Here is a 14,190-nt window from a genome sequence, read left to right on the forward strand (position 1 = left end):
CCACGTGACGGGGCCATATGCCGATCGGCCGACGCGCGGCGGCGCCGCGCGGTGTGGGAAAATACGCCCTTTCCGTCAGTTTTCGCGTCATGGATACCGCATTCGACCGAGCGTATGCCGCACACCGCGCGGGCCGCCTCGCCGAGGCCGAGCACGGCTATCGCAACGCGCTCGCCTCCGATCCCGCCAACGCCGACGCGCTGCATCTGTTCGGCGTGCTGCGGCACCAGCAGGGCCAGCACGCCGAGGCGGCCGACCTCGTCGGCCGCGCCGTCGCGCTGCGTCCGGACGATGCCGCGCTGCAGCTCAATCTCGGCAACGCGCTGAAGGCGCTCGGCCGGCTCGACGAAGCGGTCGACCGCTTTCGCAACGCGCTGACGCTCGCGCCCGAATTTCCGCTCGCGCACTACAACCTCGGCAACGCGTATGCGGCGCTGCAGCGCCACGACGATGCGATCGACGCATTCGGCCGCGCGCTGCGGCTCACGCCCGACGATGCATCGATCCACAACAATCTCGGCAACGCGCTGAACGCTCTTGGCCGCCACGACGATGCGCTCGCCGCGTTCCATCGCGCGCTCGAGTTGCGGCCGGGGCATGCGGGGGCGCACAACAACCTCGCGATGGCGCTGAACGCGATGGGCCGCGCCGACGATGCGATCGCGCACTTCCAGGCCGCGATCGCCGCGCAGCCGCGCTTCGTCGCCGCGCACTTCAATCTCGGCAACACGTTCGACGCGGTCGGCCGGCATGCCGAGGCCGCCGCCGCGTTCGAAGCCGCGCTCGCGCTGCATCCGCCGTTTCCGCTCGCGCTGTTCGGGCTCGCGAACGCACTGAGCGCGCAGGCGCGCCACCGCGACGCGCTGCCCTTCTACGAGCGAGCGGTCGGTCTCGATCCGTCGTTCAGCCTGGCCTGGCTGAACCTCGGCAACGCACATCACGCGCTCGGTGCGCACGAGATGGCGCTACGCGCATTCGACCAGGCGCTGCGTGTCGCCCCCGATCTCACGCTGGCACAGCTGCACCGCGCGGTCACGCTGCTGACGCTCGGCGACTTCACGCGCGGCCTGCCCGCCTATGAAGCGCGCCACGACACGCCGGGCGCGACGCCGCTCGGCACGCTGCCGCGCTGGCAAGGCGAACCGATTGCGTCGCGTACGCTGCTGATCCGCGCGGAACAGGGCTTCGGCGACACGCTGCAGTTCGTCCGCTTCGTGCCGCTCGCCCGCGCGCGCTGCGCGCGCGTCGTGCTCGAAGTCCAGCCGGAACTCGTTACGCTGCTGGCGCCGGCGGCCGCGCGCTGGCGCGTGACCCTCGTCGCACAGGGCACCACGAAACCGCCCGCCGCGGATGTCGCCTGCACGCTGATGAGCTTGCCGTTCCTGCTCGGGCTTCAGGCGGAGGACATCGTCGCGGGCTCGCGCTACCTCGACGCCCCCGACGGCGCCGGCAGGCGTTTTCGCGGCTCGCTCGGCGGGCAGTCGAAGCGCAAGTTCGGCCTCGCATGGTCGGGGCGCCGGCAGGCGCAGGAAAACCGCTCGATGCCGTTCGACGCGCTCGCGCCGCTGCTCGCGCTGCCGGATATCGACTGGATCGTGCTGCAACCCGCACTCGACGAGGACGAACGCGCGCGCGTCGACGCGCATCCGCGCGTGCACCGGTTCGACGGCCGGTTGAACGACTTTGCCGACACGGCCGCGCTGATCGAACGGCTCGACGGCGTCGTCACGATCGATACCGCGGTCGCACATCTCGCCGGCGCGCTCGGCAAGCCACTGTGGGTCATGCTGCCGTTCGCGCCCGACTGGCGCTGGTTCACCGGCGACAACTGCCCGTGGTATTCGCAGGCCAGGCTCGCCCGCCAGCCCGCACCGGGGCAATGGCTCGACGTGGCGGCAGCAGTCGCCGGCATGCTGCGCGAAGCCTGAACGCGGACGAAAAAAGGGAGCGCCGTTTACCCGGGCTCCCTTTGTCCATGCGACGCGCGCGGCCGGCGCCGCGCGACATGTGCTTGCCCGTCAGGCCGCCTTGTACTGGTTGCGAGCCTCGGGCGTGCGATACAGCACGAGTGTCGCGATCAGCCCGCAAATCGCGGCAACGCTCAGCCACAGCCCCGGCGCGGCCTTGTTGCCGGTCTGATGAATCAGCAGCGTCGAGATCGCGGGCGTGAAGCCGCCGATCGTCGTCGCCAGGCTGTATGCCAGCGAGAAACCGGCCGTGCGCACGTCGGCCGGCATCACTTCGGTCAGCGCGACGACCATTGCGCCGTTATACGACGCATACAGGAATGACAGCCACAGCTCGACCGCGAGCAGCCGCAGGAACGACGGATCGCCCACGAGCCACAGCACGGCCGGGTAAGCCGACAGCAGCGTCAGCACGGTAAACGCAATCAGCACCGGGCGGCGACCGATGCGGTCGGACAACGCACCGGACAGCGGCAGCCACACGAGATTGGAAATCCCCACGCAGACGGTCACGACGAGCGCGTCGAGCGACGACAGGTGCAGCACTTCCTTGCCGAACGTCGGCGTATAGGCGGTGATCATGTAGAACGACACCGTCGTCATGATCACCATCCCCATGCCCGCCACCACGACGCCCCAGTTGTCGAGCATCGAACGCATGATCTCGCCCATCGTCGGACGATGACGCTTCGCGAGGAACTCGTCGGTCTCCTTCAGCGAACGCCGGATCAGGAACAGGAACGGCACGATCAGGCAGCCGATCAGGAACGGAATGCGCCAGCCCCACGCGGTCATCTCCTCGACCGGCAGCGCACGGTTGAGCAGCACGCCGACGAACGCGGCGAACACCACGGCCACCTGCTGGCTGCCCGACTGCCACGACGTATAGAACCCCTTGTGGCCCTTCGTCGCGATCTCCGACAGGTAGACCGACACGCCGCCGAGTTCGACGCCCGCCGAAAAGCCCTGCAGCAGCCGGCCGAGCAGCACGAGCACCGGCGCGAGCACGCCGATCGTCGCGTAGCCGGGTATCGCGGCCACCGTGAGCGTGCCGAGCGCCATCAGCCCGAGTGTCAGGATCAGCCCCTTGCGCCGGCCGTGGTGATCGATGTACGCACCGAGCACGATCGCGCCGACCGGGCGCATCAGGAAGCCCGCGCCGAACACCGACAGCGACAGCATCAGCGACGCGAATGCGTTGCCGCTCGGAAAGTAGGTTTTCGCGATGGCCGACGCGTAATAGCCGTAGACCATGAAGTCGTACATTTCCAGGAAGTTGCCGCTGACGACGCGGAACACGGTGCGGAATTTCGATTCCTGCGTGATGGCGTGTGACGCTGTGGACATGTTTTTCTCGCTCAGCTCGGATGGCGCGAATCCGCGCCGCATGGATCCGACGACGCACGCGGCGCCGGGCCGGCGCGCACGGGCATCGCTGCCCGCCGGCGGCGCGCCGCGCGACGACGCGCGCACCGGCATGGTTCGCGCATCATGCCACGCCAACCCGACATTTGCCTTGTGCCGCCGCGACCGTTGCCATTGCCGTCGCGGCACTCTTCTCGTACGAGTCGCCCAGAATCGGAAGAAAAAATCGGATTGATCTGATCGACCTGCTCTCGCCGCCTGACCACAATGTCACGATTTGCGACGACATTTCCGCGCCGCGGCCGGCAAGGTTGCCCGTGTCGCACGGCGTACCGCCCTCATGACCCCATCGCCACTCGTCCCCGTCGAAGGCGCACTCGCCCGCCCTCGCGTCAAGCCGCTCGATATCGCTCCGTCGTTCGGCCGCGAATGGACCTTTCGCGGCGCGCCCGGTGCACAGCCCGACAGGCACTGTCTCGCCACGCTGACGACATCCTGCATCGACGTCGACCGGCCGCACAGCGCGTGCCGCTGGCAGCCGCGGCCCGTGGCGTTATCGATGCCGGTTTCGGCTGGCGCGCCGGTCGTGCCGGCCGGCGTTGCCGGCACGCGCATCCGCCGCTCTCACGACCGGCGTGCGCGGTACGCGATCTGCTGGAGCATCGGCGCGCTCGGCATCATCGGCTGGCTGATCGCCGCATATGAACCGCCCGCGGGCTTCGGGCCCACATACGCGATTCAAGCGGCCGGCAGCGTGCCGGATCACGCCAGGTCGTGGTCCGGCACCGTGCAGGTCGCGACGGTACAGCCGGGTACGTCGACGAGCACTCCACCGCAGCGCACGATGGCCGCGCCTGTCGCGACAACGGCCGAAGCGCCGCAGGTCATGCACCACGTCACGCGTCGTCCGGCACCGCTTCGTCCCGACGCAACGTCCAACGTGCCGCCCACGGCCGTTGCATCGTCACTCCGTTCGAACGACAAACGCGGCGCGACGGCAGCACCGGCCCGGCCCGCGACCCCGTCGCGGCTGGCCGCGCGCCCACCGGTCCGGAGCAGCGCGGTTGCCCCACGCGCACATGATCAGTTCGCCCCCGCGTCGCCCGCAATCGCCGAACCACGCGACTCGCTCGACGATCCGCTCACGCTGATCGCAATGGCAAGCGCGCTGCGCGCTACCCAACCCGAGCGCCCATCGCACACGCCCGCCGCCGGTTTCGACTGGACGGCACAACTGTCCCACCGCCGCCTGACCGATACGCCGGACGCGTTCGCGCGCTGACGGCCGCACCATGAAAAAACCCGGCGAAGCGCGCTTCGCCGGGTTTTGCCCGTCTCTCTCCGTCCGTCCGACGAATCGTTACTTGTGTGCCGGCAGCCCCGTCTCGGTCTGCTTCTCGAGTTGCCGCACCTGCTCCTGCAGATCACGCAACTGCATCTGCGCGGCCCGCTTCTCGACCTGCAGCGCCTGTGCCTGCTCCTGCGCCGAACGCTGCCGTTGCGCGACTTCGGCCTGCTGGCTACGCGCAACGCTCAGATCGGCCTGCAACTGCTGCGCACGGTTCGCCTGCAGCGCGATCACGCGCTCGAGAAACGCTTTCTGCGCCTCCAGCTCGGTACGACGGATCTCGATATCGGCGAGTTGTACGGTCTGCTGAACGAAGTTCGCGTACACCATCTCCGCGCGGCTCTTCTCCTGCGACCGGATCACACGCCACAGGTGCTTGTCCTGGAACAGCGCGACGTAGTACGTCATCTCGCGCGGATCGAACATCAGGCTCGCACCGTAGCTGCCGTTGTACGTCGTGCGCATTTCGACGATCCGGCCATCATGCAGCATCTGCGTCAGCTCGGCGACGTTGCCTTGCGCGGATGCATCCGTCGCCACCGTGGCGGACGCCGCCGCGTCGCCGCGCAGGCTCGTGACCGCCGGGCGCGTACCGGCGGCCGGCGCGGTCGCGTCGGCGGACCAGGCCGTGCCTGCTTGCGTGCAGGCAGCCAGCGCAACGATCCACGTTGCGCATCGTGCAGGGGAGAAATTTCGGAAAACCAACGTCGGACTCCGGCGAACGAATCGGAACTCGCGATTATCGTTCAAAACGAAATGGCCGCATCTCGAATTTATCGGGATGCGGCCGGCCTTCGTACGACGCGAAGAAAGTGGCTGGCTACAGGCGGGTTTCGCGCGCCGCGCGCAGGAACGCATCGAGCAGCGGCGTGCAGTCGAGCAGCTCCGAGCCGCCGGCGCGATGGAACTCGGGGTGCCACTGCACGCCGACGACGAACGGCGAACGCCGATGACGAATGCCCTCGATGATCCCGTCGCCCGCCGACACGGCCTCGATGTTCAGATCACGGCCGAGATCGCGGATCGCCTGATGGTGAATCGAGTTGACGATCGCCTCGCTGCGCCCGGGGAACATGCTCGCGAGCGTCGACGAATCGGGAAAGCGGATCGCGTGTCGATGCTGGTCGTAATGCTCGCTCACGTGCGCATTCGCGGTGGGCACGTCGGTGGCGATGTCCTGGTACAGCGAGCCGCCGAACGCGACGTTGATCAACTGGCAGCCGCGGCACACGCCGAGGACGGGTTTGCCGGATTCGACGAACTCGTGCAGCAGCTCGAGTTCGTACATGTCGCGCACGCGATCGCCCGGCCATTCGGGGCGGGCGTCGGACGCGGCGTAGGTTTGCGGCGATACGTCGGCGCCGCCCTGCAGCAGCAGCCCGTCGAGATGCTTCGCGTAGTCGCGCAGGCGGATGTTGCTCGGGTGAATCATGCCCTGGTGGCCGACGGTCGGAATCATGAACACGAGCACGTCGCGCGACATCACCCAGTGCGCGATCGATTCCTCGAGATACTGCAGTGTCTTGCCCCGCAGCCCCTTCGCTCCCGGTTCCGGATGGAAGATCCGCGCCGACACGCCGATGCGCAGCGTGCGCTGGGTGATGCGCTGGCCGGCGCGGTCGAACAGCCGGCGCGCGCGCGCGGCCACGATCCGGCCGAACACCGACCACGGCGTGTCGCTCTGCTTCAGGTAGGCCGGCGGCGCATTCTGCGCGCTCGCCGGCGGCGGCCGCGGCGTGTCGAAGTCGGGCTGCGCGCCGAACCCCGGCGGCGGCGCGCCATGCTTCGGCGGCGTGGCAACAGCGCCATCGATGGCGGTGCCCGTTGCACCGGGCGCACCCGGCTCGGACGCCGCCGTGACCGGCGACGCGCCGTCCGCGGCGACGTTCTGCGCGGCGGCCTGGGCTGCCGGCGCATCGGGCGCTTTCGCCGGATCGGTACGGGAGGAATCGGAAGAAACGGAGGAGGTGCCGGGCAGACCGGCCGGGGAAGGCGTGTTTTCGCTCATGACGATGGTCTGGTACGTCGCTCACGCGTATGGATAAACGAGGATTCATTATGCGTCAGCGCACGATCGCGCGGCAAACCTGCAACATCCTGTCGATATTGTTGCAAGTCGGCGGCAAACTGCGCCGGCAAGCGCCCCGTCCCTCGCGCCGGTAAGCCGGTGCACCGCCGCCGGTACTGGACACCAGTGATATATCACAATAATATCCAGCCATCGTCCACGCTTCCCGATCGCCCGCGCCATGATCGCGCCCCGTCCGGCCGCCGCGCCGCACCCCGCATGAATGCCCTGACCGACGTCACCCGCGACCGCCCCGCCGCACCGGCAGCCAGCCTCGCCGACCGCGCTTATGCGCTGATCCAGCGCGACATCATCACGATGCGCCTGAAGCCCGGCGCCGCACTCAACGAAGCCGACCTCGTCGCCCGCACCGGGATCGGCCGCACGCCGGTGCACCAGGCCGTGCATCGGCTCGTGCTCGAAGGGCTGCTGTCCGTGATGCCGCGCAAGGGATTGATGGTGCAGCCGCTGTCGCTCGACGACATCGTCGCGGTGATCGACGTGCGGCGCATCAACGAAGCGCACTGCGCGGAACTCGCCGCGCGCCATGCGGCGCCCGACGATCTCGCGCGCCTGGCCGCGCTGCTCGACGAAGGACAGGCATGCGTCGACACGCACGACGTCGAGGGCATGATGGAACTCGACCGCGCGTTCCACCAGGCGATCGCCGCGGCCGCGCGCAATGCGGTTCTCGCCGAGATCCTGCGCGCGCTGCACGAACGCTCGCTGCGCTTCTGGTTCGTCACGCTGTCCGAACCCCACCATCTCGCCGACGTCCAGCACGAGCATCGCGAACTGTTCGACCGGCTGTCCGCGCGCGATGCCGCCGGCGCACGCGCGGCCGTCGAAAACCATATCGACTCGTTCCGCTCCACGCTTCTTCAACATCTTCGCCCCTGAGCCGCCATGACCACTTTCACGCCCTTTCCCCCGCTCGCCCAGCTCGCCGCCGATCTCGCCGCCGGCCGGACCACGAGCCGCGCGCTCGTCGACACCGCGCTCGACCGGATCGCCGATCCGTCGGGCCAGGGTGCGGTCGTCTTCACCGAAGTCGATGCCGACAACGCGCGTGCCGCCGCCGACGCGCACGACCGGCTGCGCGCCGCGGGCACCGTGCTGTCGCCGCTCGCGGGCATTCCCGTGTCGGTCAAGGACCTGTTCGACGTCGCGGGCCAGGTGACGCGCGCGGGTTCGCGCGTGCTCGACGGCGCGCCGGCCGCGCGCACCGATGCGGTCGCCGTCGCCCGGCTCAAGCGGGCGGGCGCGGTGCTGGTCGGCCGCACCAACATGAGCGAGTTCGCGTTCTCGGGGCTCGGGCTGAATCCGCACTTCGGCCACCCGCGCTCGCCGTACCACCGCGACGTGCCGGGCGACGCACGGATTTCCGGCGGCTCGTCGTCCGGCGCGGCTGCATCCGTCGCCGACGGGATGGCCGCCGTCGCGCTCGGCACCGACACGGGCGGCTCGATCCGCATTCCGGCCGCGCTGTGCGGGCTGACGGGATTCAAGCCGACCGCGAGCCGGATCCCGACACAAGGCGGCGTACCGCTGTCGACGACGCTCGACTCGTTCGGCCCGATCGGCCTGACGGTCGCCTGCTGCGCGCTCGTCGACCGGATGCTCGCGGGCCTCGAACCGCACGTGCCGGCCGCCCGGCCGCTCGAGGGCGTACGGCTCGGCGTGCTGACGAACTACGTGACGGACGGTGTCGATGCCGACGTCGCGGCCGCGCTCGACGCCGCGCTCAAGCATCTCGAAGCCGCCGGCGCGATCGTCACGGAAGTGCGCTTCCCGGCGCTCGACCGGCTGCCGGACGTCAACCGCTTCGGCTTCTCGCCGATCGAGGCCTACGCATGGCATCGCCCGCTGCTCGCTCGGCATCGCGACCAGTACGACCCGCGCGTGCTCACGCGCATCCTGAAGGGCGAACCCGCGAGCGCGGCCGACTATCTCGACCTGCTCGCCGCGCGCACCGCGATGCTCGACGAAGCCGCGCACACGGTCTGGGCGCGCTTCGATGCGCTCGTCGCGCCGACGGTGCCGGTCGTGCCGCCGCGCATCGCCGACCTCGAAACGGACGACGCCGCGTTCACGCGCACCAACGCGCTGATCCTGCGCAACCCGAGCGCGTTCAACTTCCTCGACGCGTGTGCGCTGTCGCTGCCGTGCCATCCGCGCGACGCGGCGCCGGTCGGCCTGATGCTCGCGGCCGCACCGCATCGCGACGACGCGCTGCTCGCGATCGGCCAGGCCGTCGAGGCCGTGCTCAATACGATCCGCTGAACGCAGCCAGCCGAGCGCCGGCGGACAGGACGCGCGGTGCGGCAGGTTGCCGCACGCGCGCTGTCAGTTTCGTGCCAGACCGTTCGCGCTAAAATCGCGCGATTGTTTTCCGGACCGACCCCACGAGGAACCCCGCCGACATGAACGACTACACGCTCGCAATCCGCCGCGAACGCCGCCTGCTGATGCTGCTCGGCTGGGTGTGCATCGCCCTGCTGGCCGGTGCGCTCTACCTGCAGTACGTGAAGAACGAAGATCCCTGCCCGCTGTGCATCATCCAGCGCTACTTCTTCTGCGCGATCGGGATCTTCGCGTTCCTGGCCGCCGGGATCCGCAACTGGCGCGTCATCTGGGTGCTCGAGCTGCTGATCGCGATCGCCGCGGCCGGCGGCGTCGGCACGGCCGCCCGCCATCTGTCGATCCAGATGAATCCGGGCTTCAGCTGCGGCTTCGACACGCTGCAGCCGATCGTCGACAGCCTGCCGCCCGCGCAGTGGTTCCCCGGCATGTTCAAGGTCGCCGGGCTGTGCGAGACCGTCTACCCGCCGATCTTCGGCATCCTGCTGCCCGGCTGGGCGCTGATCGGCTTCGCCGCGATCCTGGTTGCCGTCGTCGCGAGCCTCTGGCGCCATCGTCGCAAGCTCGCGGCCTGACCGGCCGGTTTCGCACCGGCCTGCGCGCGGCCCGCTCACCCGGGCCACACGCCGCCAGCCGGCAAGCCCGGCACCGGAGCACTCGCCGAACCGGCCCGGCCGGTCGCCCCTGACCGGCCGTACCCGGGCGGCCCCGCGTAAACACCTACCTCGCCGCCACCCGGATAGCCGGGCGAACGCGCATCGCGCGACTTCCGCGCCCAGCCCCGCCACGCCTGCGTTTTGGCCCGATGTGCACGCATCGGCGCCCCGATCCCGGGCGGCGGGCCTATGATCGACATGATCGCCTCCTGATAGCCCGGATCACCGCCCCGCGATGTTCCCGCCGCCGTGCGGTGCTATCTTCGGGGCTGGATGGCGATCTACGTGCGCGAGGCCAGGCGGTCTCACCACCCCTGCGTAACGCGCGCCCGATCCGCAATGTCGACTGGATTCATCATGACAACGCAAACCATCCGCATCCGTCACCCTCATGGCGTCCGCGCATCCGGCGGTGCCGTCCGCGCGCACTGTCGCCGCGCCGCCGCACCGCATTCGCCGTGCGGCCGGCCCGCCCCGCCCCCGTCCGTCATCGTTGCCGCCACGCTCGCCAGCCCGCGCCGCGTGTCGTGCCGCGTCGTTTCGCACGGGGTGTGCTGATGGAAGCCTGGCTCGGCGATCTGCAGCAACTGCTCGCGCACGGCGAAGCCGCCGTGCTCGTGACGGTCGCGCACACCGACGGCTCCGCGCCGCGCGAAGCCGGCACCAAGATGCTCGTCACGCGCGACACGGCCCGCCATACGATCGGCGGCGGTCATCTGGAATGGAAGGCGATCGAGATCGCGCGGCATCTGCTGAAGGACGGCGCGCACGTGCCGCATGCGCGCCGGCTCGAACGGCTCGCGCTCGGCCCGAGCCTCGGCCAGTGCTGCGGCGGCGCCGTGGTGCTCGCGTTCGAGCGGCTCGACGTCGGCGATCTCGGCTGGATCATGTCGCTCGCGAAGCGTGTCGCGGCCGGCGCCGCGACCGTGCGTAGCGTATCATTCGGCCCCTCGCCGGGCGCGCCGCTGTTGAGCGAGCCCGAATCGGAAGCCGCGCGTGCCGACTGCCTGCTGTGGGAAACCGGCGGCGTGTCGCTGATGACCGAAACGATCGCGCCGTATGCGTTCCCCGTCGTGCTGTTCGGCGCCGGGCACATCGGCACCGCGCTCGTGAAGGTGCTGGCGACGCTGCCGTGCCAGGTGCGCTGGATCGACGGGCCCGATGCGGTGTTCCCGCCGGCCGACGCACTCGCCGGCATCGGCAACCTCGCGATCGAGGCGGCCGCTGCCCCGGCCGACGCCGTCGACACGGCGCCGCCGCAGTCCTACTTCGTCGTGATGACGCACGACCACGCACTCGATTTCGTGCTGGCCGAGCGCATCCTGCGACGCGGCGACTATGCATACTTCGGGATGACCGGCTCGCACGCCAAACGCGTGCAGTTCGATCATCGCCTCGCGGCGATCGGCATCGACCCGGCCCAGGTCGCGCGGATGCGCTGCCCGATCGGTGTCGAAGGCATCATCGACAAGGCGCCCGAAGTGATCGCGATCTCGGTGGCTGCGCAATTGCTGCAGGCCGTCGAAGCGAACGCGGCCGCGCAGGCTTCCCCTACCTACTGACCGACCAAGAACGACGCCATGACCCCGACACTCAAGGACAAGATCGCCCGCGCGCCGAAAGCGGAGCTGCACATCCACATCGAAGGCTCGCTCGAGCCCGAGCTGATCTTCGCGCTCGCGCAGCGCAACGGCGTGAAGCTCGCGTACGACTCGATCGACGCGCTGCGCGCCGCCTACGCGTTCACCGACCTGCAGTCGTTCCTCGACATCTATTACGCCGGCGCGAGCGTGCTGCTGACCGAGCAGGATTTCTACGACATGACGGCCGCGTACTGCGAACGCGCGCTCGCCGACAACGTCGTCCACACCGAACTGTTCTTCGATCCGCAAACGCACACCGAACGCGGCGTGCCGATCGAGACGGTAGTCGCGGGCATCGAGCGCGCACTCGCCGATTACGAGCAGCGCGGGCTGTCGAGCAAGCTGATTCTGTGCTTCCTGCGCCACCTGTCCGAAGAGGACGCGCTCGCGACGTTCGAATCCGCGCTGCCGCTGTTCGAGCGCTATCGCCATCGCCTGATCGGCGTGGGCCTCGACTCGTCCGAACTCGGCCATCCGCCGACGAAGTTCGCGCGCGTGTTCGACAAGGCACGCGCGCTCGGGCTGAAGCTCGTCGCACATGCGGGCGAGGAAGGCCCGCCCGCGTACATCTACGAGGCACTCGACGTGCTGAAGGTCGACCGGATCGACCACGGCGTGCGCAGCATCGAGGACGCGGCCCTGGTCGAGCGTCTCGCCAGGACGCGCACGGCACTGACCGTCTGCCCGCTGTCGAACCTCAAGCTGTGCGTGTTCGACGACATGGCGAAACACACGCTGAAGGCGCTGCTCGATCGCGGCGTCGCGGTGACGATCAACTCCGACGATCCGGCCTATTTCGGCGGCTACGTCAATGAAAACTACTTCGCGACGGCCGAAGGGCTGCAACTCACGGATGCCGAAGTCCATGCGGTGATCCGCAACGGCTTCGAGGCATCGTTCATCGAACCGGCGCAGCGCGACGCACTGTACGCGCGCCTCGACGCGTACTGGCAGGCCGCCTGACGGCCCGCATCGAGGAACGCCAGACAGATGAAACACGGCAACGGCATCCGCTTCGCAACCACCGGCCCGGCATCGCGCCGGAACGGTCGCGTGCGTGCCCGCGCGGCGAGCGCGCCATTCGTCGTCGCCCGCCCGTGCTTGCCGTCGCGGTTCGCCGCTGCGTTCGCTGCCGCTCCGGTCGCGAACGCAGCGGCTGCGAGGCCCGCCGGCAACCACTCGCCGGCGGCTTCGGCCGCCACGTTCGCCCGCGCAATCGCCTCCGGTCGTGCCGCACGCAGCATGCCGCTACCGCTCGCGAAACGCCGTCCCGCCGCCCTCCGGCGTCGATCGCTTTCTTCTGTTCGCCTTACCTTGATGCAGGACCATTTGTCATGACGCAAACCGCTTTCCGTTCCCAGCTGCTGACTTTCAACGGCGACCCGGCGCAATCGAGCCAGGCCGCGAACTACGAGACCGACGGCCTCCTGATCGTCGACGACGGCAAAGTCGTCGCGGCCGGCCCGTACGCGCAGCTCGCCGCGACGCTCGCGCGCGACGCGATCGTCCATGACCTGCGCGACAAGCTGATCGTGCCCGGCTTCATCGACACGCACATCCACTATCCGCAGACGGACATGATCGCGTCGCCGGCGCCGGGCCTGCTGCCGTGGCTGGACAAGTACACGTTCCCGACCGAGCGCCAGTTCGGCGATCCCGAGCATGCGCGCGAGGTGGCCGACTTCTTCGTCGACGAACTGCTCGCCTGCGGCACGACGAGCGCGCTCGTCTACTGCACGGTGCACAAGCAGTCGGCCGATGCGCTGTTCGCGGCGAGCGACGCGCGCGACCTGCGGATGATCGCGGGCAAGGTGCTGATGGATCGCAACTGCCCCGAATTCCTGCGCGATACCGCGCAATCCGGTTATGACGACAGCGCCGAGCTGATCGGCCGCTGGCACGGCAAGGGCCGCCAGATGTACGCGCTCACGCCGCGTTTCGCGCCGACGTCGACCGAAGCGCAGCTCGAGGCGTGCAGCGAACTCGCGCGCCGCCATCCGGACGTGTTCGTACAGAGCCACGTCGCGGAGAACGTCGACGAGGTGAAATGGGTGGCCGAGCTGTTCCCCGGCCATCGCAGCTATCTCGACATCTACGACCGCTACGGGCTGCTGCGCCCGCGCGCGGTGTACGGCCACTGCATCCACCTCGACGACGAAGACCGCCGCCGGATGGCCGAGACGCGCACCGTCGTCGCGCACTGCCCGACGTCGAACTTCTTCCTCGGCAGCGGGCTGTTCGATTTCGACAAGGCCGGTGAATACGACGTGCCGGTCACGCTCGCGACCGACGTCGGCGGCGGCACGTCGTTCTCGATGCTGCAGACGATGAACGAAGCGCACAAGGTCGCGCGGCTGTCGGGCCACCACCTGACCGCGACGCGGATGTTCTGGCTCGCGACGGCCGGCGCCGCGCAGGCGCTCGACCTCGCCGACACGGTCGGCACGCTCAAGCCGCGCACCGAGGCCGACTTCGTCGTGCTCGATCCGCAGGCCACGCCGCTGCTCGCGCGTCGCACGAAGCGCGCGGATTCGCTCGAGGAACTGCTGTTCGCGTTCGCGCTGCTCGGCGACGACCGCGCGGTGTACCGCACCTATGCGGCCGGCGAACTCGTCCACGAGCGCGGGGCGGCGCGCCGCCCCGCCGCGTAACGGCGTTCCGGGGGGTGTCACGGCAGGCGCGGGCGTCCGCCGCCGCGTCTGCCTGCGGCCGCTGCCCGCCTGCCGGGCCTGCTGTACGGCCGGAGCTTGCCGAACGCCAATCCCCGCCCGGACACCAGGCA

The 14,190-nt window shown here is 69.4% G+C and carries 13 protein-coding genes; 10 read left to right on the forward strand and 3 right to left on the reverse strand.

The window, feature by feature from the left end; translation table 11 throughout:
- Positions 1-89 precede the first annotated feature (89 nt).
- A complete protein-coding gene (locus tag ABIC51_RS11065) occupies positions 90-1,928 on the forward strand; it encodes a tetratricopeptide repeat protein (RefSeq protein ID WP_404842227.1) in 1,839 nt (612 codons plus the stop codon).
- Positions 1,929-2,018: 90 nt separating this feature from the next.
- On the opposite strand, the gene ABIC51_RS11070 is transcribed toward ABIC51_RS11065, so the two are convergent.
- Positions 2,019-3,314: an MFS transporter gene (locus tag ABIC51_RS11070; protein ID WP_059695985.1), complete on the reverse strand. Its 1,296-nt coding sequence runs from the start codon at positions 3,312-3,314 to the stop codon at positions 2,019-2,021.
- On the opposite strand from ABIC51_RS11070, the gene ABIC51_RS11075 reads away from it, so the two are divergent.
- Positions 3,313-3,567: a hypothetical protein gene (locus ABIC51_RS11075; protein WP_124839606.1), complete on the forward strand. Its 255-nt coding sequence runs from the start codon at positions 3,313-3,315 to the stop codon at positions 3,565-3,567. The two genes, ABIC51_RS11070 and ABIC51_RS11075, sit on opposite strands and share 2 nt — an antisense overlap.
- 105 nt (positions 3,568-3,672) lie before the next feature.
- Positions 3,673-4,614: a hypothetical protein gene (locus ABIC51_RS11080; protein WP_354006481.1), complete on the forward strand. Its 942-nt coding sequence runs from the start codon at positions 3,673-3,675 to the stop codon at positions 4,612-4,614.
- A gap of 78 nt (positions 4,615-4,692) precedes the next feature.
- On the opposite strand, the gene ABIC51_RS11085 is transcribed toward ABIC51_RS11080, so the two are convergent.
- Complete coding sequence (locus tag ABIC51_RS11085) at positions 4,693-5,385, reverse strand: DUF2968 domain-containing protein (RefSeq protein ID WP_027788080.1); 693 nt, start codon at positions 5,383-5,385, stop codon at positions 4,693-4,695.
- A 115-nt stretch (positions 5,386-5,500) separates the two neighbouring features.
- Positions 5,501-6,688 (reverse strand): gamma-glutamyl-gamma-aminobutyrate hydrolase family protein, encoded by a 1,188-nt coding sequence (locus ABIC51_RS11090; protein ID WP_175853265.1) that lies wholly within the window; start codon positions 6,686-6,688, stop codon positions 5,501-5,503.
- 279 nt (positions 6,689-6,967) lie between these two features.
- Here ABIC51_RS11090 and ABIC51_RS11095 point away from each other — a divergent pair, with 279 nt between their 5' ends.
- The 7 genes from ABIC51_RS11095 to guaD all read left to right on the forward strand — a co-directional run bounded on the left by ABIC51_RS11095 (position 6,968) and on the right by guaD (position 14,059).
- Positions 6,968-7,648: a GntR family transcriptional regulator gene (locus ABIC51_RS11095; RefSeq protein WP_136469907.1), complete on the forward strand. Its 681-nt coding sequence runs from the start codon at positions 6,968-6,970 to the stop codon at positions 7,646-7,648.
- A 6-nt stretch (positions 7,649-7,654) separates the two neighbouring features.
- Positions 7,655-9,031, forward strand: a complete 1,377-nt coding sequence (locus ABIC51_RS11100; protein WP_027788083.1) for an amidase — start codon at positions 7,655-7,657, stop codon at positions 9,029-9,031.
- Between the two features lie 140 nt (positions 9,032-9,171).
- Complete coding sequence (locus tag ABIC51_RS11105; RefSeq protein WP_027788084.1) at positions 9,172-9,684, forward strand: disulfide bond formation protein B; 513 nt, start codon at positions 9,172-9,174, stop codon at positions 9,682-9,684.
- 638 nt (positions 9,685-10,322) lie between these two features.
- Entirely contained in the window at positions 10,323-11,327 is a 1,005-nt protein-coding gene (gene xdhC, locus ABIC51_RS11110; protein WP_027788085.1) for a xanthine dehydrogenase accessory protein XdhC, read from the forward strand.
- Positions 11,328-11,345: 18 nt separating this feature from the next.
- Complete coding sequence (locus ABIC51_RS11115) at positions 11,346-12,371, forward strand: adenosine deaminase (RefSeq protein ID WP_354006482.1); 1,026 nt, start codon at positions 11,346-11,348, stop codon at positions 12,369-12,371.
- Between the two features lie 27 nt (positions 12,372-12,398).
- Positions 12,399-12,746, forward strand: a complete 348-nt coding sequence (locus ABIC51_RS11120) for a hypothetical protein (RefSeq protein ID WP_080982091.1) — start codon at positions 12,399-12,401, stop codon at positions 12,744-12,746.
- A complete protein-coding gene (gene guaD, locus ABIC51_RS11125; RefSeq protein WP_059695859.1) occupies positions 12,743-14,059 on the forward strand; it encodes a guanine deaminase in 1,317 nt (438 codons plus the stop codon). The genes ABIC51_RS11120 and guaD overlap by 4 nt, the downstream gene beginning before the upstream one ends.
- Positions 14,060-14,190: the final 131 nt, after the last annotated feature.

It is taken from the genome of Burkholderia sp. 572 (assembly GCF_040545135.1).
Classification (GTDB): domain Bacteria; phylum Pseudomonadota; class Gammaproteobacteria; order Burkholderiales; family Burkholderiaceae; genus Burkholderia; species Burkholderia cepacia.